The organism is Enterobacter asburiae (assembly GCF_007035645.1).
GTDB lineage: Bacteria > Pseudomonadota > Gammaproteobacteria > Enterobacterales > Enterobacteriaceae > Enterobacter > Enterobacter asburiae_B.
On the sequence record NZ_AP019632.1, the window covers coordinates 268595 to 292915 of the forward strand.

General features: G+C 57.3%; 23 protein-coding genes. 18 read left to right on the forward strand and 5 right to left on the reverse strand.

What is annotated here, in order from left to right; all coding sequences use genetic code 11:
- Positions 1 to 12 precede the first annotated feature (12 nt).
- The 5 genes from malK to ubiA all read left to right on the forward strand — a co-directional run bounded on the left by malK (position 13) and on the right by ubiA (position 5157).
- Complete coding sequence (malK, locus tag FOY96_RS01205; protein ID WP_023310005.1) at positions 13 to 1122, forward strand: maltose/maltodextrin ABC transporter ATP-binding protein MalK; 1110 nt, start codon at positions 13 to 15, stop codon at positions 1120 to 1122.
- Between the two features lie 71 nt (positions 1123 to 1193).
- Positions 1194 to 2531 (forward strand): maltoporin, encoded by a 1338-nt coding sequence (locus tag FOY96_RS01210; RefSeq protein WP_072210885.1) that lies wholly within the window; start codon positions 1194 to 1196, stop codon positions 2529 to 2531.
- 112 nt (positions 2532 to 2643) lie between these two features.
- Positions 2644 to 3597, forward strand: coding sequence for a maltose operon protein MalM (gene malM, locus FOY96_RS01215; RefSeq protein ID WP_087823764.1), 954 nt, complete (start codon positions 2644 to 2646; stop codon positions 3595 to 3597).
- Positions 3598 to 3777: 180 nt separating this feature from the next.
- Positions 3778 to 4275 carry a chorismate lyase gene (gene ubiC, locus FOY96_RS01220; RefSeq protein ID WP_023334136.1) on the forward strand — a complete coding sequence of 166 codons (498 nt, stop codon included), beginning with the start codon at positions 3778 to 3780 and terminating at the stop codon, positions 4273 to 4275.
- 12 nt (positions 4276 to 4287) lie between these two features.
- Positions 4288 to 5157: a 4-hydroxybenzoate octaprenyltransferase gene (gene ubiA, locus FOY96_RS01225; protein WP_032662636.1), complete on the forward strand. Its 870-nt coding sequence runs from the start codon at positions 4288 to 4290 to the stop codon at positions 5155 to 5157.
- Positions 5158 to 5244: 87 nt separating this feature from the next.
- Here ubiA and zntA read toward each other — a convergent pair whose 3' ends face one another.
- Positions 5245 to 7416 (reverse strand): Zn(II)/Cd(II)/Pb(II) translocating P-type ATPase ZntA, encoded by a 2172-nt coding sequence (zntA, locus tag FOY96_RS01230; protein WP_143346391.1) that lies wholly within the window; start codon positions 7414 to 7416, stop codon positions 5245 to 5247.
- Positions 7417 to 7492: 76 nt separating this feature from the next.
- Positions 7493 to 8119, reverse strand: a complete 627-nt coding sequence (locus FOY96_RS01235) for a lysoplasmalogenase (protein WP_029741976.1) — start codon at positions 8117 to 8119, stop codon at positions 7493 to 7495.
- Positions 8120 to 8248: 129 nt separating this feature from the next.
- On the opposite strand from FOY96_RS01235, the gene FOY96_RS01240 reads away from it, so the two are divergent.
- Positions 8249 to 8608, forward strand: coding sequence for a DUF2500 domain-containing protein (locus tag FOY96_RS01240; protein ID WP_143346392.1), 360 nt, complete (start codon positions 8249 to 8251; stop codon positions 8606 to 8608).
- A gap of 95 nt (positions 8609 to 8703) precedes the next feature.
- On the opposite strand, the gene FOY96_RS01245 is transcribed toward FOY96_RS01240, so the two are convergent.
- Positions 8704 to 8985: a DUF1145 family protein gene (locus tag FOY96_RS01245; RefSeq protein WP_010436509.1), complete on the reverse strand. Its 282-nt coding sequence runs from the start codon at positions 8983 to 8985 to the stop codon at positions 8704 to 8706.
- Positions 8969 to 9571, reverse strand: coding sequence for a 16S rRNA (guanine(966)-N(2))-methyltransferase (gene rsmD / locus FOY96_RS01250; protein ID WP_023310014.1), 603 nt, complete (start codon positions 9569 to 9571; stop codon positions 8969 to 8971). The genes FOY96_RS01245 and rsmD overlap by 17 nt, the downstream gene beginning before the upstream one ends.
- Positions 9572 to 9698: 127 nt before the next feature.
- Here rsmD and ftsY point away from each other — a divergent pair, with 127 nt between their 5' ends.
- From ftsY to livJ, 6 genes are all read left to right on the forward strand, one after another.
- Positions 9699 to 11159: a signal recognition particle-docking protein FtsY gene (ftsY, locus tag FOY96_RS01255; protein WP_143346393.1), complete on the forward strand. Its 1461-nt coding sequence runs from the start codon at positions 9699 to 9701 to the stop codon at positions 11157 to 11159.
- Positions 11160 to 11161: 2 nt separating this feature from the next.
- Positions 11162 to 11827 carry a cell division ATP-binding protein FtsE gene (gene ftsE / locus FOY96_RS01260; protein WP_025758973.1) on the forward strand — a complete coding sequence of 222 codons (666 nt, stop codon included), beginning with the start codon at positions 11162 to 11164 and terminating at the stop codon, positions 11825 to 11827.
- Positions 11820 to 12875, forward strand: coding sequence for a permease-like cell division protein FtsX (ftsX, locus tag FOY96_RS01265; protein WP_032662628.1), 1056 nt, complete (start codon positions 11820 to 11822; stop codon positions 12873 to 12875). Before ftsE ends, ftsX begins: the two co-directional genes overlap by 8 nt.
- Positions 12876 to 13126: 251 nt before the next feature.
- Positions 13127 to 13984 carry an RNA polymerase sigma factor RpoH gene (gene rpoH, locus FOY96_RS01270; protein ID WP_023310018.1) on the forward strand — a complete coding sequence of 286 codons (858 nt, stop codon included), beginning with the start codon at positions 13127 to 13129 and terminating at the stop codon, positions 13982 to 13984.
- Positions 13985 to 14120: 136 nt separating this feature from the next.
- On the forward strand, positions 14121 to 15386 hold the full coding sequence (locus FOY96_RS01275; RefSeq protein WP_087823777.1) for a 4-aminobutyrate--2-oxoglutarate transaminase: 1266 nt from the start codon (positions 14121 to 14123) through the stop codon (positions 15384 to 15386).
- Between the two features lie 197 nt (positions 15387 to 15583).
- Positions 15584 to 16684 (forward strand): branched chain amino acid ABC transporter substrate-binding protein LivJ, encoded by a 1101-nt coding sequence (gene livJ / locus FOY96_RS01280; RefSeq protein WP_072163886.1) that lies wholly within the window; start codon positions 15584 to 15586, stop codon positions 16682 to 16684.
- Between the two features lie 177 nt (positions 16685 to 16861).
- Here livJ and panM read toward each other — a convergent pair whose 3' ends face one another.
- Entirely contained in the window at positions 16862 to 17245 is a 384-nt protein-coding gene (panM, locus tag FOY96_RS01285; RefSeq protein ID WP_023334145.1) for an aspartate 1-decarboxylase autocleavage activator PanM, read from the reverse strand.
- 424 nt (positions 17246 to 17669) lie between these two features.
- Here panM and livK point away from each other — a divergent pair, with 424 nt between their 5' ends.
- From livK to ugpB, 6 genes are all read left to right on the forward strand, one after another.
- Entirely contained in the window at positions 17670 to 18779 is a 1110-nt protein-coding gene (gene livK / locus FOY96_RS01295) for a high-affinity branched-chain amino acid ABC transporter substrate-binding protein LivK (protein WP_039264148.1), read from the forward strand.
- A 46-nt stretch (positions 18780 to 18825) separates the two neighbouring features.
- On the forward strand, positions 18826 to 19752 hold the full coding sequence (gene livH / locus FOY96_RS01300) for a high-affinity branched-chain amino acid ABC transporter permease LivH (RefSeq protein WP_008500099.1): 927 nt from the start codon (positions 18826 to 18828) through the stop codon (positions 19750 to 19752).
- Positions 19749 to 21026 carry a branched chain amino acid ABC transporter permease LivM gene (livM, locus tag FOY96_RS01305; RefSeq protein WP_023310023.1) on the forward strand — a complete coding sequence of 426 codons (1278 nt, stop codon included), beginning with the start codon at positions 19749 to 19751 and terminating at the stop codon, positions 21024 to 21026. The genes livH and livM overlap by 4 nt, the downstream gene beginning before the upstream one ends.
- Entirely contained in the window at positions 21023 to 21790 is a 768-nt protein-coding gene (gene livG / locus FOY96_RS01310) for a high-affinity branched-chain amino acid ABC transporter ATP-binding protein LivG (protein WP_023310024.1), read from the forward strand. The genes livM and livG overlap by 4 nt, the downstream gene beginning before the upstream one ends.
- Position 21791: 1 nt before the next feature.
- On the forward strand, positions 21792 to 22505 hold the full coding sequence (gene livF, locus FOY96_RS01315; RefSeq protein ID WP_008500102.1) for a high-affinity branched-chain amino acid ABC transporter ATP-binding protein LivF: 714 nt from the start codon (positions 21792 to 21794) through the stop codon (positions 22503 to 22505).
- A 444-nt stretch (positions 22506 to 22949) separates the two neighbouring features.
- Positions 22950 to 24266 (forward strand): sn-glycerol-3-phosphate ABC transporter substrate-binding protein UgpB, encoded by a 1317-nt coding sequence (ugpB, locus tag FOY96_RS01320; RefSeq protein ID WP_143346394.1) that lies wholly within the window; start codon positions 22950 to 22952, stop codon positions 24264 to 24266.
- Positions 24267 to 24321 lie beyond the last annotated feature (55 nt).

Genomic DNA, 24321 nt, shown 5'->3' on the forward strand with positions numbered 1-24321 from the left:
AGGGAGAAGGGCATGGCGAGCGTACAGCTGCGTAATGTAACGAAAGCCTGGGGTGACGTTGTGGTGTCGAAAGACATCAATCTGGACATCAACGAAGGCGAATTCGTGGTGTTTGTTGGCCCATCAGGCTGTGGTAAATCTACTCTGCTGCGTATGATTGCCGGTCTTGAAACGATTACCAGCGGCGACCTGCTGATTGGTGATACCCGAATGAACGACATCCCGCCTGCCGAACGTGGCGTCGGTATGGTGTTCCAGTCTTATGCACTCTATCCACACCTTTCCGTTGCCGAAAATATGTCCTTTGGCCTGAAGCTGGCCGGCGCGAAGAAAGAGGTCATTAACCAGCGCGTGACGCAGGTGGCGGAAGTGTTACAGCTGGCCCACCTGCTGGAGCGTAAACCAAAAGCGCTTTCCGGTGGTCAGCGTCAGCGTGTGGCGATTGGCCGTACGCTGGTGGCCGAACCGCGCGTGTTCCTGCTCGATGAACCTCTCTCTAACCTGGATGCCGCCCTGCGCGTCCAGATGCGTATTGAAATCTCCCGTCTGCACAAGCGTCTTGGCCGCACGATGATTTACGTCACCCACGATCAGGTGGAAGCGATGACCCTCGCCGACAAAATCGTGGTGCTGGATGCCGGCCGCGTGGCGCAGGTGGGTAAACCGCTGGAGCTGTACCACTACCCGGCAGACCGCTTTGTTGCGGGCTTCATTGGCTCGCCAAAGATGAACTTCCTGCCCGTCAAAGTGACCGCGACAGCCATTGAACAGGTACAGGTGGAGCTGCCAAACCGCCAGCAGGTCTGGCTGCCGGTCGACAGCGCCAACGTACAGGTCGGGGCAAATATGTCCCTCGGTATTCGTCCTGAGCACCTGCTGCCGAGCCACATCGCTGATGTGACCCTGGAAGGTGACGTTCAGGTCGTCGAACAGCTTGGTCACGAAACACAGATTCATATCCAGATCCCCGCCATCCGTCAGAACCTGGTCTACCGCCAGAACGACGTGGTGTTGGTAGAAGAGGGTGCCACATTCGCTATCGGCTTGCCGCCAGAGCGTTGCCATCTGTTCCGTGAGGATGGCACTGCATGTCGTCGGTTGCACAAAGAGCCAGGCGTTTAAGCAATCCCAAAAGAAGACACGAAACCGACAGGTGAAGTGTTCAAAGAAAAGCAATGATCTCAGGAGATAGAATGATGATTACTCTGCGCAAACTTCCTCTGGCAGTTGCCGTCGCAGCGGGCGTAATGTCTGCTCAGGCAATGGCCGTGGATTTCCATGGTTATGCTCGTTCCGGTATCGGCTGGACGGGTAGTGGCGGCGAACAACAGTGCTTCCAGGCAACCGGTGCTCAAAGTAAATACCGTCTGGGTAACGAATGTGAAACCTATGCGGAACTGAAACTGGGCCAGGAAGTGTGGAAAGAGGGCGATAAGAGCTTCTACTTCGACACCAACGTCGCGTATTCCGTGGCGCAACAGAACGACTGGGAGGCCACTGACCCGGCGTTCCGTGAAGCCAACGTGCAGGGTAAAAACCTGATTGAGTGGCTGCCAGGTTCGACTATCTGGGCCGGTAAGCGCTTCTATCAGCGTCATGACGTCCACATGATCGACTTCTACTACTGGGATATTTCAGGTCCTGGTGCAGGTCTGGAAAACATCGACGTAGGTTTTGGTAAGCTCTCTCTGGCTGCAACCCGTTCTTCTGAAGCCGGCGGTTCTTCATCCTTCGCCAGCAACAGCGTTTATGACTACACCACTCGCACGGCGAACGATGTCTTTGACGTGCGTTTAGCCCAGATGGAAATTAACCCGGGCGGTACCCTGGAGCTGGGGGCTGATTACGGCCGTGCAAACCCACGTGATGATTATCACCTGATCGACGGCGCATCTAAAGATGGCTGGATGTTCACCGCTGAACACACGCAGAGCATGCTGAAAGGCTACAACAAATTCGTTCTGCAATATGCAACTGACTCTATGACCTCTCAGGGTAAAGGTCTGTCGCAAGGTTCGAACATTGGCACTACTGACGATATCAACTATGGCATCAACAACAACGGGCACCTGTGGCGCGTACTTGACCACGGTGCTATCTCGCTGGGCGATAGCTGGGATCTGATGTACGTCGGTATGTACCAGGATATCAACTGGGATAACAACAACGGTACTAAATGGTGGACCGTAGGCGTTCGTCCTATGTACAAATGGACGCCTATCATGAGCACTCTGCTTGAAGTGGGCTACGACAACGTCAAATCTCAGGAAACTGGCGAAACCAACAACCAGTATAAAATCACCCTGGCACAACAGTGGCAGGCTGGCGACAGCATCTGGTCACGTCCAGCAATCCGCGTCTTCGCCACCTATGCCAAGTGGGATGAGAAATGGGGTTATGCGCCTTCAGGTAAAAACTCCGTTGCGGGTTACACCCCAGGCATGGCCTATAGCGATACCACTGCGAAAAGCTTCAGCCGCGGCGACAACGATGAGTGGTCCTTCGGCGCCCAGATGGAAATCTGGTGGTAATCCCGTCTTAACCTGACGTAATGACCAAACTGAGGGGCGCAAGCCCCTCAATCCTTGGGACGGCGCGCTATTGCCTGGCTACCGCTGACCTGTGCATTTTGAGGTGATAACAATGAAAATGAACAAAACTCTCCTTGCCCTTTGTTTAACCGCAGGGCTGCTGGCAAGCGCGCCTGCTGTAACGCTCGCTAACGTCAATTTCGTTCCGCAAAACACAACATCCGCGCCAGCCATTCCGACAGCTGCATTGCAACAGCTTGTCTGGACCCCTGTCGATCAGTCTAAAACCCAGACCACCCAGCTCTCAACGGCTGGTCAGTCACTTAATGTTCCGGGTATTACCGGCCCTGTCGCTGCGTATAGCGTACCCGCCAATATTGGTGAACTGGCCATTACCTTGACCAGTGAGGTTAATAAGCAGACGAGTGTATTTGCACCAAACGTGTTGATTCTCGATCAGAACATGACGCCATCTGCCTTTTTCCCAAGTGAATACTTTACGTATCAGGAGCCCGGCGTGATGAGCGCCGACCGTCTGGAAGGCGTCATGCGCCTTACGCCAGCGCTGGGCCAGCAAAAACTCTACGTTCTGGTCTTTACCACTGAGCAAGATCTTCAGAAGACCACCACGTTGCTCGATCCGGCTAAAGCCTACGCAAAAGGTACCGGTAACGCGATTCCTGATATTCCAGACCCGATTGCTCGTCACGTCACCGACGGAACGTTAAAGCTGAAGGTGAAAACGAACAGCGGTTCAAGCGTGCTGGTCGGCCCGCTGTTTGGCTCTTCCGGTTCCGGCCCTGTCACTGTAGGTAACACAGCTGCTCCTGCCTATACCGCGCCAGCTGCCACGGCAGCCGCACCGGTAGCGACCGCAGCGCCTGCCCCGGCGAAGAAGGCCGAGCCGGTACTGAACGACACCGAAGAGTACTTCAACAACGCCATTAAGCAGGCGGTGAAGCGCGGCGATGTCGATAAAGCGCTGAAACTGCTTGATGAAGCCGAACGTTTAGGTTCAACCACTGCCCGTTCCACCTTTATCAGCAGTGTAAAAGGCAAGGGGTAACCGTTTCCCCACAGTGCTGATTTGTTAGTAGTTTGGTGCGCCTGAGTGGGCGCACTTTTTTTCGTAGCCGCCAGGCTGTTGCGCCCATGTTGCGATCGTGATCGTTAAATAACGTTTGGCCCCCCTCAATCCGTGTTTCTGCGATACAATGCCATTACGTTATGTATCGGAGAGTCTGGCATGTCACACCCTGCGCTAACGCAACTGCGTGCGCTGCGCTATTTCGACCAAATACCTGCGCTTGATCCGCAGCAACTGGACTGGCTGTTGCTGGAAGATTCCATGACGAAACGTTTTGAGCAACAGGGTAAAACGGTCACGGTGACCCTGATTCAGGAAGGGTTTGTCTCTGGCGATGAGATCGCCAGCGAGCTGCCGCTGCTGCCGCAAGAGCCACGCTACTGGCTGCGCGAAATTTTACTCTGTGCTGATGGTGAGCCGTGGCTTGCCGGGCGGACGGTGGTCCCCGAGTCCACCCTTTCCGGGCCAGAGCTCGCGCTGCAACGTCTGGGGAAAACGCCTCTGGGGCGTTACCTTTTTACCTCGTCTGAGCTTACCCGGGATTTTATTGAGATTGGTCGTGATGCCGAACTCTGGGGGCGTCGTTCCCGCCTTCGCCTGAGCGGTAAACCGTTAATTCTGACGGAGCTTTTTTTACCGGCATCACCGTTGTACTAAGAGGAAGAAAAAATGGAGTGGAGCCTGACGCAGAATAAGCTGTTGGCGTATCACCGCTTAATGCGTACCGATAAACCCATTGGCGCGTTACTGCTGCTGTGGCCGACCCTGTGGGCGCTGTGGCTCGCCACGCCGGGCGTGCCGCCGCTGTGGATCCTGGCCGTGTTCGTTGCCGGCGTCTGGCTGATGCGCGCGGCGGGCTGCGTGGTGAATGACTATGCCGATCGTAAATTCGACGGTCATGTTAAGCGTACTGCCGGACGTCCGTTACCCAGCGGGCAGGTCACCGGGAAAGAAGCCCGCGTGCTGTTCATTGTTCTGGTGCTGCTCTCTTTCCTGCTGGTGTTAACCCTCAACACCATGACCATTCTGCTTTCCGTTGCGGCGCTGGCGTTGGCCTGGGTATATCCCTTTATGAAGCGCTATACCCACCTGCCTCAGGTGGTGCTGGGCGCGGCGTTTGGCTGGTCGATTCCGATGGCGTTTGCGGCGGTTAGTGAGTCCTTACCGCTCAGCTGCTGGCTGATGTTCCTGGCGAACATTCTCTGGGCGGTGGCGTATGACACGCAATACGCGATGGTAGACCGCGACGATGACCTGAAAATTGGCATCAAATCCACCGCCATCCTCTTTGGTCGTCAGGACAAGCTGATTATCGGTATCCTGCAGGTCGCGGTACTGGCGCTGATGGTCGCGATCGGTCGCCTGAACGGGCTGAACTGGGAGTTTTACTGGTCCGTGCTGGTGGCGGGACTGCTGTTTGCGTACCAGCAAAAGCTGATTGCGAAGCGTGAGCGTGACGCCTGTTTTAAAGCGTTTATGAACAACAACTACGTCGGTCTGGTGCTGTTTTTAGGCCTGGCGATGAGCTATTTCTTATAAAAAAGTCGGGTGGCGGCTTCGCCTTACCCGACCGATGAGTTAACAGGACATGGAGGCCCGGTAAGCGTTAGCGCCACCGGGCTTTTTTTACCGGCGACGCAGCAGCCGGAGCGCGTTCGCCGTCACCAGCACCGTTGCCCCGGTATCCGCCAGCACCGCCAGCCACAATCCGGTCATGCCGAGCAGGGTCGTCACCAGGAAAATCCCTTTCAGCCCGAGCGCAATGCCGATGTTCTGACGGATGTTGGCCCGCGTCGCGCGCGCCAGGGCGATCGTCTGCGCCAGCCCGGTCAGGCGGTTGTGGGTCAGCGCCGCGTCGGCCGTTTCCAGCGCCACGTCGGTACCACTGCCCATTGCAATACCAATGGTGGACGCTTTCATCGCCGGGGCATCGTTAATCCCGTCACCGACCATCGCCAGCGGCGCGCGGGCGTTCAGCGCCGTCACGGCGATGACCTTATCCGCAGGCAACAGTCCGGCTTTAAACTCCAGCCCCAGCTCACCGGCAATCGCTGCCGCCGCGCGAGGGTTATCACCGGTAAGAATAACGCCCTGCACGCCCAGCTTGTGCAGCGCCGCTACGGCTTCTTTGGCGTCATCGCGCAGGGTATCGCGCAGCGCCAGCATTCCCTTCGCCACGCCGTCCTGCATAACGCTCACGACGGTTTGTCCGGTCTGTTCTAACGCCTCAACCTCTGGACTGGAAGACTTGCCTGCCGCGACAATCAGCACATTTTTACCGTCAACGGTGGCCTCAATCCCTGACCCGACCAGCGCCCGCTGGGCGGTTGCCGGAGGGATATTCAGCCCGCGCGACTGCGCTTCTCGCACAATCGCCTGCGCCAGCGGGTGAGTGGACCCCTGTTCAACGGCGGCGGCCAGTGTAAGCAGCTCATCTTCACTGGTTTCCTGAGGATACACGCCGGTCACCTGCGGCTTGCCCACGGTCAGCGTACCGGTTTTATCGAAGGCGATATGCTGAACCTGGCTCAGCTGCTCCAGCGCCGCGCCGCCCTTAATCAGCGCGCCGCGCCGCGCCGCCGCCGCCAGACCTGAGGTAATCGCCGCCGGGGTGGAAATCACCAGCGCGCACGGGCAGCCAATCAGCAGCAGCGTCAGCCCTTTATAAATCCAGCCCTCCCACGGGGCGCCAAAGAACAGCGGCGGGACGACGGTGACCAGCAGGGCAACCAGCATGATGGCAGGGGTATAAATCCGGCTGAAGCGATCGATAAAGCGTTCGACCGGCGCGCGGCGCTCTTCGGCCTCTTCAATCAGCTTCAGGATACGGTCGATGGCGCTGTCGCCCGGCTCGGAAAGCACGGTGAGCTGCACCAGACGGTCGACGCTGGTGGCGCCAGCAGGCACTTTTTCACCCGCGGCGCGCTCTACCGGAATGGATTCCCCGGTCAGGGCGCTTTCATCAAAGCTCGCGGTGGCGGTAAGCAGCGCGCCGTCGGCAGGCAGACGCCCCCCTGCGGCCACCTCAATCACGTCGCCCGGGCGCAGCGTATTGATGGCGACCGTTTCACGCGTGCCGTTTATCACGCGAGTGGCAGTTTCCGGCTTCAGCGCCATCAGCGCGCTGACCCCTTTACGCGCCCGGCTCGCCGCCCAGCCCTCAAGGCGTTCGCCGATTAAGAACAGCAGCAGCACCATCGCCGCTTCTGCCGTCGCGCCAATGAACAGCGCGCCGATCGCCGCCACGCTCATCAGCGTTTCGATGGCAAACCAGCTGCCGCTTTTCATCAGGCGCAGCGCCTGACGGGCAATCGGGAACAGGCCGACCAGCGTGGTGGCGATAAACGCCAGATTGCCGAACGGATGGTTAATCTGCTCCAGCCCCCAGCTCAGGGCCATCATGATGATGAGGGTAATGAGCGGCAGGTTTTCTTTCAGGGAGGAGGCTTTTTCAACGGGCGCCGTTTCGCTGCGCAGGGTATAGCCCGCCTGGCTGACGGCAGCTTCAACCTGCTTGCTGACGTCGTTATCGGCGCTGACCAGCAGCTTTTCGGTGGCAAACAGCACCTGAACGTGGCTCACGCCCGGCACCTGCTTGACGGCGTTTTCCACCTTGCGGGCGCAGGCCGCGCAGTCCATGCCGTTGACGACCCAGCTGTAGCGGTTGCCGCTTTCAGGAAGGGGTTGAGTTGGCGTTTCGCACGCGCCTTCGCAGCAGCAGTCGTCTTTCGACGGAGCCGGGCTGAGCTTAAGTGCCGAGAATTGAGGGACTTTTTTTGGTATTTCTGGAGTCGACATGGCAGTCTCCGGCAATGATAATTTTCTCATTAACCGCAGCATACACTCTGGAGTCGACTCCAGAGTCAAGCGCTATTTAGATATACAGCGAACGCACAATCAAGAAATGCCCGGCAAAGTAACACGCGGAGGCTATCGCGTTATCCGCCCGGAAGCGGCGGCGATAGTGGCTGCCCAGCCAGACGACATTCCCGATCAGCAGCAGCGCGGCGCCGAAGAACGCGGACATCGCCGGAGCGGTCGGACGGAAGAACCACAGTTCACCTGCCAGCCACACCATCACCAGCGTCATGGCGATAAACGTACAGACCGGCAAACGCATCTCTTCCAGTCGTGACCAGATCACCGCAATCAGCAGGGCGCCAATCACCAGCAGTACCAGCGGCAGCGGCCAGAAGAAGGAGAGCGTCATCTGGCTGGCAAAGTAGATGGTATACAGCAGATGGGAGAGGAAGAACGCCCCAACGGCGTACAGCAGGCGCTGTCGCGGCAGCAGGGTTAAGGCATCGCCTATCAGGGATGCACACAGCCCGGCGAGCACCAGATAGCTGACGGCGTTGAACATCGGCGCTTGCCAGGCCAGCAGCAGTAGGAGCAACAGCGTGACCGGTTTAAACAACCAGCGCTGCCAGGTGGGACCGCGGTACGACGCATCGACATAAAGCCATGCGGAAAAACAGACAGCGATAAATGACCAAAGCATATTAACTCCCTGTATCTGTTAAGTCTGAATAATCAGTTTCTGATCCAGTGTAGTGACGCGGGCGGGCGTTTGGCAATGGCGGGGAAGGCAAGGTATCCTGAATTCCGCATAATCTTATGGGATTTTAGAATGAGCAAGATGCCGCTTTTTTTCATTATCGTGGTGGCGATTATCGTCATTGCCGCCTCGTTCCGTTTCGTGCAGCAGCGCCGCGAGAAGGCGGATAACGATGCCGCGCCGCTGATGCAAAAGCGCGTGGTGGTGACCAACAAACGCGAGAAACCGCTCAACGACCGCCGCTCGCGCCAGCAGCAGGTGACGCCTGCGGGCACAGCAATGCGCTATGAAGCGAGCTTTAGGGCGGAAACGGGCGGCCTGGAGATGACCTTCCGCCTGGAGGCGCAGCAGTACCATCAGCTGACGGTGGGTGAGAAAGGAACGCTGAGCTACAAAGGGACGCGGTTTGAAGGGTTTGAACCGGAGCGGTAATTTTCCCCTCACCCCGGCCCTCTCCCACAGGGAGAGGGTGTAATCGTTCCCTCTCCCTGTGGGAGAGGGTTAGGGTGAGGGCATCAGGCCGCGCCTTACTTCTTCACCTGCGCCTTAAACTTCTTCATCCACACCAGCAGTTCAAACACTCCGAAAATAAACACGCGCAGCTGCTGCCAGCCCGTCATCTGCGGGCCGTCTTTCGGCAGGCCGTTTTTCAGCATCACCATCTGCAGGGCGTGCATGAACGACGTGAAAATCAGCGCGACGTTAACGAAAATATTCATCGGACGCGGGAAGGGGTGTACCAGGTTGAGAATTAAAAACGCCCAGACGCCCAGCATCAGCAAACGTCCCAGGTTAATCAGTACCGGCATCGGAGCCTCCTTGTGCCTGACGGTGATAAAGACGATAAGCGACCTGGCCGGCGACCTTTTCGCGGTGCAGATCCCAGTGGGCGGGAACCGGCGGTAAACCGTTTTCCACTTCGCTTTCAACGTAAATTAGCGCGTCATCCGCCAGCCAGCCGTTTTGCTCAAGCAGGGATAACGTCTCTTCCAGCAGCCCCTTGCGGAACGGCGGATCGACAAACACCACGTTATGCGGCGTGCCTTTCTGCGCAAGAAAACTCAGCGTGTTGGTGTTCACGACTTTAGCGTTGCTCGCTTTCAGCGTCGCCAGATTTTGCTGCAGCGTCTGCGCAACGCCGCGCTCCATCTCCAGCAGCGTGGCGCTGGCGGCATAGCGCGACAGCGCTTCCAGGCCGAGCGCGCCGCTTCCGGCGAAGCAGTCCAGGCAGTGGGCGTCTACCATTGACGGGGCCAGCCAGTTAAACAGCGTCTCGCGCACGCGGTCGGTAGTAGGGCGTAAACCGGGGCTGTCCGGCACCGGTAATTTCCGGCCTCGCCACTGACCGCCGATAATACGAATTTGACCGGCCGGGGCGCGGTTGGGTTTCTTCATCTCAGGAAAGCTCTGTTAACAATTGGCCTGCGATTGCGGGCGGTGATGTCAATTAAGTAAAGTGTTAGACTATTTCATCATTTTTTTAGCTTCCATGTATATAGCGCCGCGAGGAGTGTAGTCGCAGATGGCAAAACAAAAAAAACGTGGCTTCTTTTCCTGGCTGGGCTTCGGTGAAAAAGAGCAAGAAACAGAACAGAAAACCGAAGAGCAACAAGCCGTTGAAGAGCAGTCACAGCCTGAAACGCCTGTAGAAACCGCCGCGGTTGTCGAAGCGGAAGAAACGGCGCACAGCAAAGAAGAGATTGAATCCTTTGCACAAGAGGTGGTTGAGGTCACTGAACAGGTTCAGGAGAGCGAGAAGCCAGAACCGGTTATCGTTGAGGATATTACCGAAACGCCACAGGCCGTTATCGAGCACGAAGAGCTGCCGCTGCCGGAAGAGGTGAAAGCCGAAGAGGTTTCTGCCGAAGAGTGGCAGGCGGAAGCGGAAACCGTTGAAATTGTTGAGGCGGTGGAAGAAGAAGCGGCACTCGAGCCAGAGCTGACCGACGAAGAGCTGGAAGCCCAGGCGCTGGCGGCAGAAGCCGCGGAAGAGGCGATTATCGTCGTGCCGGTTGAAGAACAGCCGGAAGAAGAGAGCGTACAGGAGCAGGAAAAACCGACCAAAGAAGGTTTCTTCGCGCGCCTGAAGCGCAGCCTGCTCAAAACCAAAGAAAACTTAGGTTCCGGATTTATCAGTCTGTTCCGCGGCAAGAAGATCGACGACGATCTCTTCGAAGAGCTGGAAGAACAGCTGCTGATTGCGGACGTCGGCGTGGAAACCACCCGTAAGATCATCGCCAATCTGACCGAAGGGGCGAGCCGCAAACAGCTGCGCGACGCCGAAGCGCTGTACGGTCTGCTGAAAGACGAGATGGGTGAAATTCTCGCAAAAGTTGACGAACCGCTTAATATTGAAGGCAAAACGCCATTTGTTATTCTGATGGTTGGCGTAAACGGCGTGGGTAAAACCACCACCATCGGCAAGCTGGCGCGTCAGTTCGAGCAGCAGGGCAAATCGGTGATGCTGGCGGCGGGCGATACCTTCCGCGCGGCAGCGGTTGAGCAGCTGCAGGTTTGGGGCCAGCGCAACAACATTCCGGTGATTGCCCAGCATACCGGCGCGGATTCTGCGTCCGTGATCTTCGACGCCATCCAGGCAGCGAAGGCGCGCAACGTGGACGTGCTGATTGCCGATACCGCAGGGCGTTTGCAGAACAAATCGCACCTGATGGAAGAGTTGAAGAAAATCGTCCGCGTTATGAAGAAGCTGGACGAAGACGCACCGCATGAAATTATGCTGACCATTGATGCCAGCACCGGACAGAACGCCATCAGCCAGGCGAAGCTGTTTAATGAAGCGGTAGGACTGACGGGGATCGCGCTGACCAAGCTGGACGGCACCGCGAAAGGCGGGGTGATCTTCTCCGTGGCCGACCAGTTCGGCATTCCTATCCGTTACATCGGTGTGGGCGAGCGTATTGAGGATTTGCGTCCGTTTAAGGCGGACGACTTTATTGAGGCATTATTTGCCCGAGAGGACTAACAATGATTCGCTTTGAACACGTCAGCAAGGCCTATCTCGGTGGGAGACAAGCGCTGCAGGGGGTGACATTCCACCTGCAGCCGGGCGAGATGGCATTCCTGACCGGCCATTCCGGCGCGGGGAAAAGTACCCTGCTCAAGCTTATCTGTGGGATCGAGCGGCCAAGCGCCGGGAAAATCTTTTTCGGCGGCCATGAGATCAGCCGCCTGAAAAACCGCGAAGTGCCGTTCCTGCGTCGTCAGATCGGCATGATTTTCCAGGATCACCACCTGCTGATGGATCGCACCGTTTTCGATAACGTGGCCATTCCGCTGATTATTGCCGGCGCCAGCTATGACGATATCCGCCGCCGCGTTTCTGCGGCGCTGGATAAGGTCGGGCTGCTGGACAAAGCGAAGAACTTCCCGATCCAGCTCTCCGGCGGTGAACAGCAGCGCGTGGGCATCGCCCGCGCGGTGGTGAACAAGCCTGCCGTACTGCTGGCGGATGAACCAACCGGTAACCTGGACGATGCCCTGTCCGAAGGGATTTTGCGTCTGTTTGAGGAATTTAACCGCGTAGGAGTCACCGTATTGATGGCGACGCACGACATCGGGCTCATTTCCCGTCGTTCGTACCGCATGCTGACCCTGAGCGACGGGCATTTGCACGGAGGCCACGGTGAATAAGCGTGATGCAATAAACCAGATTCGGCAGTTCGGGAACCGGTTTGACCGTTTCCGTAAGCCGCAGGGCGGTGGTGACGGCAATCGTAATGCGCCGAAGCGCCAGAAGGCCGCGCCAAAACCGGCCTCCCGTAAAACCAACGTGTTTAACGAGCAGGTGCGCTACGCCTTCCACGGCGCGCTGCAGGACCTGAAAAGCAAACCGCTGGCGACGTTCCTGACGGTGATGGTGATCGCCATCTCCCTGACGCTGCCAAGCGTCTGCTATATGGTCTATAAAAACGTCAACCAGGCGGCCTCACAGTATTATCCGTCCCCGCAGATCACGGTCTATATGGATAAAGCGCTCGACGATAACGCCGCCGCGCAGGTGGTCGGGCAAATCCAGGCCGAGCAGGGCGTGGAGAAGGTCAACTATCTCTCCCGTGAAGACGCGCTGGGCGAGTTCCGTAACTGGTCTGGCTTTGGCGGCGCGCTGGATATGCTCGAAGAGAACCCGCTGCCCGCCGTGGCGGTGGTGATCCCGAAGCTGGATTTCCAGGGGACCGATTCGCTTAACACCCTGCGCGATCGCATCACGCGCATTAAGGGCATTGATGAAGTGCGCATGGACGACAGCTGGTTTGCGCGCCTTGCTGCCCTGACCGGGCTGGTAGGACGCGTCGCGGCGATGATTGGCGTGCTGATGGTGGCGGCGGTCTTCCTCGTCATCGGTAACAGCGTGCGCCTGAGCATCTTTGCCCGTCGCGATACCATTAACGTGCAGAAACTGATTGGTGCGACGGATGGTTTCATCCTCCGACCGTTCCTTTACGGTGGCGCATTGCTCGGTTTTTCCGGTGCATTTCTTTCACTGATATTGTCAGAAATTTTGGTGATGCGGCTCTCTTCTGCCGTGACTGAAGTGGCGCAGGTTTTCGGAACGAAGTTTGATATCAGTGGCTTAGGCTTCGATGAGTGTCTGTTGCTGCTGCTGGTTTGTTCGATGATTGGGTGGGTGGCAGCCTGGCTGGCAACCGTTCAACATTTACGTCACTTTACTCCCGACTAATAAAAGCGTGATATAATCTTTCCCTGCACCGAGATGCTCGCTCTGCAGGGAAAGCGTCCCTGTTGTCGCTTCCCCTGTTATCATCTTCATGTCACAATTTGTGCGTAATTTATTCACCGTTGCACCTGGAACTTGTGGATAAAATCACTGTCTGATAAAAGAGTGAATGCTAATCTCGTTGCTCAAACGCTTTGGCATGGTTGTTGCCTGACGGGGACGACCAGGACCAGAAGAAACATTGAGAGGAATGAATGACCAAAGAAATGCAAACTTTAGCTTTAGCCCCTGTTGGTAACCTGGAATCTTATATCCGGGCTGCGAACACCTGGCCGATGTTAACGGCCGAGGAAGAAAAGGAGCTTGCTGAAAAGCTGCATTACCAGGGCGATCTGGAAGCAGCGAAAAAGCTGATCCTGTCTCACCTGCGCTTTGTTGTTCACATTGCTCGTAACTATGCGGGCTATGGCTTGCCGCAGGCGGACTTGATTCAGGAAGGCAACATCGGCCTGATGAAGGCTGTGCGTCGCTTTAACCCGGAAGTGGGTGTGCGACTCGTCTCCTTCGCTGTGCACTGGATCAAAGCAGAAATTCATGAATACGTGCTGCGCAACTGGCGTATCGTGAAAGTCGCCACGACAAAAGCGCAACGCAAACTGTTCTTCAACCTGCGTAAAGCCAAGCAGCGTCTGGGCTGGTTCAACCAGGATGAAGTGGAAATGGTGGCGCGCGAGCTGGGCGTAACCAGCAAAGACGTGCGTGAGATGGAATCCCGTATGGCCGCGCAGGACATGACCTTTGATATGTCCTCCGACGACGACGCATCTGACAGCCAGCCAATGGCGCCGGTTCTGTATCTGCAGGATAAAACCTCTAACTTTGCTGACGGCATCGAAGAGGATAACTGGGAAGATCAGGCCGCGAACAAGCTGACCCATGCGATGGAAGGCCTCGACGAGCGTAGCCAGGATATTATCCGCGCCCGCTGGCTGGACGAAGACAACAAGTCCACGCTGCAGGAGCTGGCCGACCGCTACGGCGTTTCTGCGGAACGTGTCCGTCAGCTTGAAAAGAACGCCATGAAAAAACTTCGCGCCGCTATCGAAGCGTAATTTTCGCGAAGTACACCGAGAACCCCTGGATGAAAGTCTGGGGGTTTTGTTTTTTTAGCGCCCGCTCTGGCGAATTCCCTCCCCCTGGCAAACACTTACTGATGCGCTAAGCAGGCGACTTTCTCAGGGGGACAGGGTGAAAAATAACGAACTGAACGACCGGCGTTTACAGGCGACGCCGCGCGGCATCGGCGTGATGTGTAACTTCTATGCTGATAAAGCTGAAAACGCCACGGTGTGGGACGTGGAAGGTAACGAGTACATCGACTTCGCCGCCGGGATCGCGGTGCTGAATACCGGCCATCGCCATCCAAAAGTCATTTCCGCCATTGAAAAACAGCTCCACGCGTTTACCCATACGGCGTACCAGATTGTGCCGTACGAAGGCTATGTGGCGCTTGCCGAGCGCATCAACCAGCGCGTGCCCGTTGACGGTCCGGCCAAAACCGCGTTCTTCTCCACGGGGGCAGAGGCGGTCGAAAACGCGGTCAAAATTGCCCGGGCGTACACTAAACGTCCCGGCCTAATCACCTTCGGCGGCGCGTTCCACGGCCGCACCTTTATGACCATGGCGCTGACCGGCAAAGTTGCGCCGTACAAGCTCGGCTTTGGCCCGTTCCCCGGTTCGGTGTATCACGCGCAGTATCCGAATGAACTGCACGGCGTCAGCACGGCGGAAGCGTTGAAAAGCCTGGAACGCATCTTTAAAGCGGATATCGCACCCGACCAGGTCGCGGCCATTATTCTCGAACCGGTTCAGGGAGAGGGCGGTTTCAACATTGCGCCAGCTGATTTTATGCAGGCACTGCGCGCCCTGTGCGACACCCACGGTATTTTGCTGATTGCCGACGAGGTGCAAAGCGGCTTTGCCCGTACCGGCAAGCTGTTCTCGATGGAACACCACTGCGTGAAGCCCGATATGATCACCATGGCGAAAAGCCTGGCGGGCGGGATGCCGCTCTCAGCGGTATCGGGCCGTGCGGAGGTGATGGACGCCCCTGCACCGGGCGGGCTGGGCGGTACCTACGCCGGGAACCCGCTGGCGATTGCGGCGGCGCATGCCGTGCTCGACGTGATTGATGAAGAGGATCTCTGCACGCGCTCGGCGCATCTTGGCCATCACCTGGTGGAAGTGCTGAACAAGGCGAAGGAACACTGCCCGTATATCGCTGACATTCGCGCGCAGGGATCGATGGTGGCGGTGGAGTTTAACGACCCGCAAACGGGCCAGCCTTCGCCGGAATTTACCCGCCAGGTGCAGGAGCGTGCGTTGCAGGAAGGGCTGCTTCTTCTGAGCTGCGGCGTCTACGGCAACGTCATTCGTTTCCTGTATCCGCTGACTATCCCTGAAGCGCAGTTCCGTAAAGCGCTGGACATTATCTCCGCGTCGCTGACACGTTAAAGCCATATGCCCGGCGAAAATCCCTGCCGGGCTTATCATATATTCATTTCAAATTAGCTATTCCAAAATCATAAAAATCGGGTATGTTTTAGCAGAGTATGCTGAAAAAGCGCGGACAGCACACCTATAACTGACATAAAGCGCTGCACAACAACATCACAACAATCGTAATAACCATAATAATGGGGAATCTCAGGATGAACATGAAGGGTAAAGCGTTACTGGCAGGATGTATCGCGTTGGCATTCAGCACCATGGCACAGGCAGACATCAAGGTGGCTGTGGTTGGCGCAATGTCCGGTCCGGTAGCACAGTACGGCGACCAGGAATTTACCGGCGCTGAACAGGCGGTTGCAGACATTAATGCTAAGGGCGGTATCAAGGGCGAAAAACTGCAGATCGTAAAATATGATGATGCCTGTGACCCGAAACAAGCGGTCGCGGTTGCGAACAAAGTGGTGAACGACGGGATCAAATACGTTATCGGTCACCTGTGCTCTTCCTCTACTCAGCCAGCGTCTGACATCTACGAAGACGAAGGTATTCTGATGATCACCCCGGCAGCGACCGCACCGGAGCTGACCGCGCGCGGCTACAAGCTGACCCTGCGCACCACCGGTCTGGACTCTGACCAGGGCCCAACCGCGGCGAAATACATCGTTGAAAAAGTGAAGCCGAAGCGCATTGCCATCGTTCATGACAAGCAGCAGTACGGTGAAGGTCTGGCGCGTTCAGTGCAGGATAACCTCAAGAAAGCGAATGCCGACGTGGTGTTCTTCGACGGGATCACCGCCGGTGAGAAAGACTTCTCCACCCTGGTGGCGCGTCTGAAGAAAGAGAATATTGATTTCGTTTACTACGGTGGCTACCACCCGGAAATGGGCCAGATCCTGCGCCAGGCGCGCGCTGCGGGCCTGAAAACCCAGTTTATGGGCCCGGAAGGCGTGGCGAACGTTTCCCTGTCTAACATTGCGGGTGAATCAGCCGAAGGCCTGCTGGTGACCAAACCGAAGAACTACGACCAGGTTCCTGCGAACAAACCTATCGTAGATGCCATCAAGGCGAAGAAACAGGATCCAAGCGGCGCGTTCGTCTGGACCACCTACGCGGCGCTGCAGTCTCTGCAGGCGGGCCTGAACCAGTCAGCCGATCCGGCTGAGATTGCCACCTGGCTGAAAGCGAATACCGTCGAGACCGTCATGGGACCACTCTCCTGGGACGCGAAGGGCGACCTGAAGGGCTTCGAGTTCGGCGTGTTTGACTGGCATGCGAACGGCACGGCGACAGACGCCAAATAATTTTCCCGTCGCCTTTCGCGCCGCAGGTGCGTTGGCTGCGTTATTCAACCCCGGTCACTTACTTATGTAAGCTCCCGGGGATTTCATAACTTGCCGCCTTCCTGCAACACGAAATGCTTGGGAAAATACAGTGGAGAATGTAGGCCGGGTAAGGCGCAGCCGCCACCCGGCTTTCTTTTAGCGCTTCTCCCACCCGCTTTCCTGCGCCGTAAACCCTAACGCCTGCATAAACGCCGCCATCACGCCGCGGTCTTCCACGCCCACATCAGCCATCCACCATGAGGTCACGCTCGGGTTTTCGCGGATCACTTCTTCAATTAAATACTGTCCCACACCGCGACGACGGGTGACGTCACGCACGCGCAGCGAGTCCAGCGCCCCTTCCGTACCGCTCAGGGTTACGCGAACCGCTGCCAGCAGGCGTTCGTTAAAACGCGCGGCATAAATGCGGTGGGTCTCATCAACGCGCAGCGACGAAGGGGAATATTCCGGCCAGATCTTGCCCAGGTCGATATGATCCTGGTCGCTAAAGGTCACCAGACGCACGATAGTCAGTTTCATTAGCCACTTGTCCAAATCAGATTGAGTAGGGGCAGTGTACTCAATTTATTCACTCAGCGGCTTCCTCTTTTTATTCTCATTAACCAGGTGATTAGTTTTTTGGCAACGCGTTGGGCAGTTTGAAAACACATGGATCGAAAAATAAGCAGAATTTTAACCTGAACGGTAGTGATTTATTCGGCGCTTTGTACCGTTATTTTATGCTGCAAACTGCACTTTTATTTGTTTATCTCTGCCTGATTTCAGAATATTATCTTTGCTTAATCGCCTGAAAAATAGAGATTTTAGTCTGGTTTTTGACAAAAAACTGCGCTAAACCATTAAAGGCACTGGTAAAAATAGCGTTGTTCATTAAAAGTACAGAATGCTTTTTAACCATAATAAAACAAAATATAAACACGACATCACGAATGGGGATTCAGAGATGAAAAGGAACGCGAAGACGTTAATCGCGGGGATGGTCGCACTGTCGATCTCGCATGCCGCTATGGCAGACGACATTAAAGTTGCGGTAGTGGGGGCGATGTCCGGCCCTGTTGCCCAGTGGGGTGACATGGAGTTCAACGGCGCGCGCCAGGCCATCAAAGACATCAACGCCAAGGGCGGTATCAAAGGCGACAAGCTGGTGGGCGTGGAATATGACGACGCCTGCGATCCTAAACAGGCCGTCGCGGTCGCCAACAAAATCGTCAACGACGGTATTCAGTATGTGATCGGCCACCTGTGCTCATCCTCCACGCAGCCGGCGTCTGATATCTACGAAGACGAAGGCATTCTGATGATCACCCCAGGCGCAACGAACCCGGAACTGACCCAGCGCGGCTACCAGCACATTATGCGTACCGCCGGTCTGGACTCCTCGCAGGGCCCCACCGCCGCCAAATATATCCTCGAGACCGTTAAGCCACAGCGCATTGCCATTATTCATGACAAACAGCAGTACGGCGAAGGCCTGGCGCGCTCCGTGCAGGACGGCCTGAAAAAAGGCGGCGCGAACATCGTCTTCTTCGACGGCATTACCGCCGGTGAGAAAGACTTCTCCGCGCTGATTGCTCGCCTGCAAAAAGAGAATATCGACTTCGTTTACTACGGCGGCTACTACCCGGAGATGGGCCAGATGCTGCGTCAGGCGCGCGCCACCGGTCTGAAAACCCAGTTTATGGGGCCAGAGGGCGTGGGCAACGCCTCCCTGTCTAACATCGCGGGGGATTCTGCCGAAGGCATGCTGGTGACGATGCCAAAACGCTATGACCAGGATCCGGCCAACAAGGCTATCGTGGATGCGCTCAAGGCGCAGAAGAAAGATCCGAGTGGTCCGTACGTCTGGATCACCTACGCGGCCGTACAGTCTCTGGCCACCGCGCTGGATCGCTCCGGCAGCAAAGAACCGCTGGATCTGGTGAAAGATTTAAAAGCACACGGGGCGAACACCGTGATTGGGCCGCTGAACTGGGATGAGAAAGGCGATCTGAAGGGATTTGAGTTTGGTGTCTTTAAGTGGCACGCCGACGGTTCATCCTCGGCCGCCAAATAATTATCCCACCGCCCGGCATGACGGGCGGGTATAAAAAGGTTTGCATATGTCCGAGCAGTTTCTCTATTTCCTGCAGCAGATGTTTAACGGCGTTACGCTGGGAAGCACCTACGCGCTGATCGCCATCGGCTATACGATGGTTTACGGCATTATCGGCATGATCAACTTCGCCCACGGCGAGGTGTACATGATCGGTAGCTACGTCTCCTTTATGATTATCGCCGCCCTGATGATGATGGGCATCGACAGCAGCTGGCTGCTGGTCGCCGCCGGTTTTGTCGGCGCGATTGTGATTGCCAGCGCCTACGGCTGGAGCATTGAGCGCGTGGCCTACCGGCCGGTGCGCAGCTCCAAGCGCCTGATTGCGCTTATTTCCGCGATCGGGATGTCGATCTTCCTGCAAAACTACGTCAGCCTGACCGAAGGTTCGCGCGACGTGGCGCTGCCAAGCCTGTTTAACGGCCAGTGGATTGTGGGGGCCAGCGAAAACTTCGCGGCCTCTATCACCACCATGCAGCTGGTTATCTGGGTCGTGACCTTTATTGCGATGCTCGCCCTGACGCTGTTCATCCGCTACTCGCGTATGGGACGCGCCTGCCGCGCCTGCGCGGAAGACCTGAAGATGGCGAGCCTGCTCGGCATCAACACCGACCGCGTGATTGCCCTGACCTTCGTGATTGGCGCCGCGATGGCGGCGGTGGCGGGCGTCCTGCTCGGCCAGTTCTACGGCGTGATCAACCCATACATCGGCTTCATGGCCGGGATGAAAGCCTTCACCGCGGCGGTTCTGGGCGGTATCGGCAGTATTCCGGGCGCGATGATCGGCGGCCTGATCCTGGGCGTGGCCGAAGCGCTCTCCTCGGCGTACCTGAGCACGGAGTATAAAGACGTGGTGTCGTTTGCCCTGCTGATTCTGGTTCTGCTGGTGATGCCTACCGGTATTCTGGGCCGTCCGGAGGTAGAGAAAGTATGAAACCGATGCATTTTGCAATGGCGCTGCTCTCTGCCGCCATGTTCTTCGTGCTGGCCAGCGTCTTTATGGGCGTCCAGCTTGAGCTGAATGGCACCAAACTGGTTGTCGATACCGCAGCTGACATCCGCTGGCAGTGGGTATTTATCGGCACGGCCGTAGTGTTCCTGTTCCAGCTGCTGCGTCCGCTGTTCCAGAAGACGCTGAAAAACGTCTCCGGTCCGAAATTCGTCCTGCCGGCAATCGACGGTTCTACTGTTAAGCAGAAGCTGTTCCTCGTGGCGCTGCTGGTGGCCGCCGTAGCGTGGCCGTTCGTGGTGTCGCGTGGCACCGTGGATATCGCCACTCTGACCATGATCTACGTGATTCTCGGTCTCGGTCTGAACGTGGTCGTGGGGCTCTCGGGCCTGCTGGTGCTGGGCTACGGCGGCTTCTACGCCATCGGCGCCTATACCTTCGCGCTGCTGAACCACTATTACGGTCTCGGCTTCTGGACCTGCCTGCCGCTGGCAGGGCTGGTCTCTGCCGCTGCAGGCTTCCTGCTTGGCTTCCCGGTACTGCGCCTGCGTGGCGACTACCTGGCGATTGTGACCTTAGGCTTCGGTGAAATCGTCCGTATCCTGCTGCTCAATAACACCGAAGTGACCGGTGGCCCGAACGGCATCAGCCAGATCCCGAAACCGACCTTCTTCGGGCTGGAGTTCAGCCGTACCGCCCGCGAAGGCGGCTGGGATACCTTCAGCAACTTCTTCGGCGTGAAGTATGACCCGTCCGACCGCGTGATCTGGCTCTATCTGGTGGCGCTGCTGCTGGTGGTGATTACCCTGTTCGTGATCAACCGCCTGCTGCGCATGCCGCTGGGCCGCGCGTGGGAAGCGCTGCGTGAAGATGAGATTGCCTGCCGCTCCCTGGGCCTGAACCCGACCCGCATCAAGCTGACCGCGTTCACCATCAGCGCCGCGTTTGCCGGTTTCGCCGGAACGCTGTTTGCCGCGCGTCAGGGCTTCGTTAGCCCGGAATCGTTCACCTTCGCCGAATCCGCCTTTGTGCTGGCGATTGTGGTGCTCGGCGGGATGGGCTCGCAGTTCGCCGTTATCCTCGCGGCCATCCTGCTGGTGGTCTCGCGCGAGCTGATGCGCGACTTTAACGAATACAGCATGCTGATGCTGGGTGGTTTGATGGTGCTGATGATGATCTGGCGTCCGCAGGGTCTGCTGCCGATGACCCGTCCACAGCTGAAGCTGAAGAACGGGCAAGCGAAAGGAGAGCAGGCATGAGTCAGCCATTATTATCCGTTAACGGTCTGATGATGCGTTTTGGCGGCCTGCTGGCGGTCAACAACGTGAATCTGGATTTGCACAAGAAAGAGATTGTCTCCCTGATTGGTCCGAACGGCGCAGGGAAAACCACGGTCTTTAACTGTCTGACCGGTTTCTACAAGCCAACGGGCGGCACCATCATGCTGCGCGATCAGCACCTGGAAGGGCTGCCGGGCCAGCAGATCGCCCGCATGGGCGTGGTGCGTACCTTCCAGCACGTGCGTCTGTTCCGCGAGATGACGGTGATTGAGAACCTGCTGGTGGCGCAGCATCAGCAGCTGAAAACCGGGCTGTTCTCCGGCCTGCTTAAAACCCCGGCCTTCCGCCGCGCGCAGGATGAAGCGCTTGACCGCGCCGCCACCTGGCTCGACCGAATTGGCCTGCTGCAGCACGCCAACCGTCAGGCGAGCAACCTGGCCTACGGTGACCAGCGTCGCCTGGAGATCGTGCGCTGCATGGTGACGCAGCCGGAAATCCTGATGCTCGACGAACCGGCGGCAGGGCTCAACCCGAAAGAGACCAAAGAGCTGGACGAGCTGATTGCCGAGCTGCGCGACAGTCACGACACCACCATCCTGCTGATTGAGCACGACATGAAGCTGGTGATGGGCATTTCGGACCGTATCTACGTGGTAAACCAGGGCACGCCGCTGGCAAACGGCACGCCGGAAGAGATCCGCAACAACCCGGACGTGATCCGCGCATACCTTGGTGAGGCATAAGATGGAAAAAGCGATGTTAACGTTCGACAAGGTCAACGCGCACTACGGCAAGATCCAGGCGCTGCACGACGTCAGCCTGCATATCAATCAGGGTGAAATCGTGACCCTGATTGGCGCCAACGGCGCGGGCAAAACCACGCTGCTCGGCACCCTGTGCGGCGACCCGCGCGCCACCAGCGGGCGGATTGTGTTCGATGGTAAAGACATTACCGACTGGCAGACCGCCAGAATCATGCGCGAGGCGGTGGCGATTGTTCCGGAAGGGCGCCGCGTCTTCTCCCGCATGACGGTGGAGGAGAACCTGGCGATGGGCGGGTTCTTCGCTCACCGCGATGAATACCAGACCCGCATCAAGTGGGTATATGAACTCTTCCCGCGCCTGTGGGAGCGCCGCATCCAGCGTGCGGGCACCATGTCCGGCGGTGAACAGCAGATGCTGGCGATTGGCCGCGCGCTGATGAGCCAGCCGCGCCTGCTGCTGCTGGACGAACCGTCGCTCGGTCTGGCGCCGATCATCATCCAGCAGATTTTCGACACCATCGAGCAGCTGCGCAAAGAGGGGATGACCATCTTCCTCGTCGAGCAGAACGCCAACCAGGCGCTGAAGCTCGCCGATCGTGGCTACGTGCTGGAGAACGGCCGCGTGGTGCTGGAGGATACCGGCGACGCGCTGCTGGCGAACGAAGCGGTGCGGAGCGCGTATCTGGGCGGATAGGTAAAAGCAAAAAGGCAACGCAAGTTGCCTTTTTTAGTGTCTTCTCCCTCTCCCTGTGGGAGAGGGTTGGGGTGAGGGCACCAGACCGCACGAGGTAAAAGCAAAAAGGCAACGCAAGTTGCCTTTTTTAATGTTTTCTCCCTCTCCCCGTGGGAGAGGGGTGGGGTGAGGGCACCAGACCGCACGAGGTAAAAGCAAAAAGGCAACGCAAGTTGCCTTTTTTAGTGTTTTCTCCCTCTCCCCGTGGGAGAGGGGCGGGGTGAGGGCACCAGACAGCACCTAAACCACCCCCCAGCCCCTTTCACACAACCATCATCCCCCTGACGCCTGGCTGTCACTTATCTGTAAACAAACAGTTATTTTTCTGTAATTCGAGCATGTCATGTTACCTCGCGAGCATAAAACGCGTGATATCGCGCATCCGGCACAATAAGAGAGATGACAATGACATCGTTACGACACACAGCTTTGGGTCTGGCACTGGGTCTGGCTTTTGCGACGAACGCAATGGCTGTGACCACCATTCCGTTCTGGCATTCCATGGAAGGGGAGTTGGGTAAAGAAGTTGACTCCCTGGCGCAGCGTTTCAACGACACCCATCCGGATTACAAAATTGTGCCGGTGTACAAAGGCAACTACGAGCAGAGCCTGAGCGCGGGCATCGCCGCCTTCCGTACCGGTAACGCACCTGCGCTGTTGCAGGTTTATGAAGTGGGTACCGCCACCATGATGGCCTCCAAAGCCATCAAGCCGGTCTATGAAGTGTTCAAAGAAGCGGGCATCAACTTCGATGAGTCGCAGTTCGTGCAGACCGTAGCGGGTTACTACACCGATTCCAAAACCGGCCACCTGCTGTCTCAGCCGTTTAACAGCTCCACGCCGGTGCTGTACTACAACAAAGACGCCTTCAAAAAAGCCGGTTTAGACCCGGAGCAGCCGCCAAAAACCTGGCAGGACCTGGCGGAGTACACCGCGAAGCTGAAAGCGGCGGGGATGAAGTGCGGCTACGCCAGCGGCTGGCAGGGCTGGATCCAGATTGAAAACTTCAGCGCCTGGCACGGCCTGCCGGTGGCGACCAAAAACAACGGCTTCGACGGCACCGACGCGGTACTGGAGTTCAACAAGCCGGAGCAGGTGAAGCACATCGCGCTGCTTGCCGATCTGAACAAGAAGGGCGACTTCAGCTACTTCGGACGTAAAGACGAATCCACCGAGAAGTTCTACAACGGCGACTGTGCCATTACCACCGCCTCTTCCGGTTCGCTGGCGGATATCCGCCACTACGCCAAATTCAACTACGGCGTGGGCATGATGCCGTACGACGCTGACGTGAAGGGCGCGCCGCAGAACGCCATCATCGGCGGGGCGAGCCTGTGGGTGATGCAGGGTAAAGACAAGGGCACCTACAAAGGCGTAGCCGAATTCCTCGACTTCCTGGCGAAGCCTGAAAACGCCGCAGAATGGCACCAGAAGACCGGGTACCTGCCGATCACCAAAGCCGCGTACGACCTGACCCGCGAGCAGGGCTTCTACAGCAAGAACCCGGGCGCGGACATCGCGACGCGTCAGATGCTGAACAAGCCGCCGTTGCCGTTCACCAAAGGCCTGCGTCTGGGCAACATGCCGCAGATCCGCACCATCGTGGATGAAGAGCTGGAAAGCGTGTGGACCGGTAAGAAAACGCCACAGCAGGCGCTGGACTCTGCGGTAGAGCGCGGGAATCAGCTGCTGCGCCGCTTTGAGCAGTCGACCAAATCGTAATTCAAACCTGCCCCTCACCCTAACCCTCTCCCATAGGGGAGAGGGGACTGCGCGG

Excerpts from the sequence above, each read along its gene's own strand:
- malK (WP_023310005.1), top strand. The coding sequence starts at position 13 with ATGGCGAGCGTACAGCTGCGTAATGTAACGAAAGCCTGGGGTGACGTT.
- FOY96_RS01210 (WP_072210885.1), top strand. The coding sequence starts at position 1,194 with ATGATGATTACTCTGCGCAAACTTCCTCTGGCAGTTGCCGTCGCAGCG.
- malM (WP_087823764.1), top strand. The coding sequence starts at position 2,644 with ATGAAAATGAACAAAACTCTCCTTGCCCTTTGTTTAACCGCAGGGCTG.
- ubiC (WP_023334136.1), top strand. The coding sequence starts at position 3,778 with ATGTCACACCCTGCGCTAACGCAACTGCGTGCGCTGCGCTATTTCGAC.
- ubiA (WP_032662636.1), top strand. The coding sequence starts at position 4,288 with ATGGAGTGGAGCCTGACGCAGAATAAGCTGTTGGCGTATCACCGCTTA.
- zntA (WP_143346391.1), bottom strand. The coding sequence starts at position 7,416 with ATGTCGACTCCAGAAATACCAAAAAAAGTCCCTCAATTCTCGGCACTT.
- FOY96_RS01235 (WP_029741976.1), bottom strand. The coding sequence starts at position 8,119 with ATGCTTTGGTCATTTATCGCTGTCTGTTTTTCCGCATGGCTTTATGTC.
- FOY96_RS01240 (WP_143346392.1), top strand. The coding sequence starts at position 8,249 with ATGAGCAAGATGCCGCTTTTTTTCATTATCGTGGTGGCGATTATCGTC.
- FOY96_RS01245 (WP_010436509.1), bottom strand. The coding sequence starts at position 8,985 with ATGCCGGTACTGATTAACCTGGGACGTTTGCTGATGCTGGGCGTCTGG.
- rsmD (WP_023310014.1), bottom strand. The coding sequence starts at position 9,571 with ATGAAGAAACCCAACCGCGCCCCGGCCGGTCAAATTCGTATTATCGGC.
- ftsY (WP_143346393.1), top strand. The coding sequence starts at position 9,699 with ATGGCAAAACAAAAAAAACGTGGCTTCTTTTCCTGGCTGGGCTTCGGT.
- ftsE (WP_025758973.1), top strand. The coding sequence starts at position 11,162 with ATGATTCGCTTTGAACACGTCAGCAAGGCCTATCTCGGTGGGAGACAA.
- rpoH (WP_023310018.1), top strand. The coding sequence starts at position 13,127 with ATGACCAAAGAAATGCAAACTTTAGCTTTAGCCCCTGTTGGTAACCTG.
- livJ (WP_072163886.1), top strand. The coding sequence starts at position 15,584 with ATGAACATGAAGGGTAAAGCGTTACTGGCAGGATGTATCGCGTTGGCA.
- panM (WP_023334145.1), bottom strand. The coding sequence starts at position 17,245 with ATGAAACTGACTATCGTGCGTCTGGTGACCTTTAGCGACCAGGATCAT.
- livK (WP_039264148.1), top strand. The coding sequence starts at position 17,670 with ATGAAAAGGAACGCGAAGACGTTAATCGCGGGGATGGTCGCACTGTCG.
- livH (WP_008500099.1), top strand. The coding sequence starts at position 18,826 with ATGTCCGAGCAGTTTCTCTATTTCCTGCAGCAGATGTTTAACGGCGTT.
- livM (WP_023310023.1), top strand. The coding sequence starts at position 19,749 with ATGAAACCGATGCATTTTGCAATGGCGCTGCTCTCTGCCGCCATGTTC.
- livG (WP_023310024.1), top strand. The coding sequence starts at position 21,023 with ATGAGTCAGCCATTATTATCCGTTAACGGTCTGATGATGCGTTTTGGC.
- livF (WP_008500102.1), top strand. The coding sequence starts at position 21,792 with ATGGAAAAAGCGATGTTAACGTTCGACAAGGTCAACGCGCACTACGGC.
- ugpB (WP_143346394.1), top strand. The coding sequence starts at position 22,950 with ATGACATCGTTACGACACACAGCTTTGGGTCTGGCACTGGGTCTGGCT.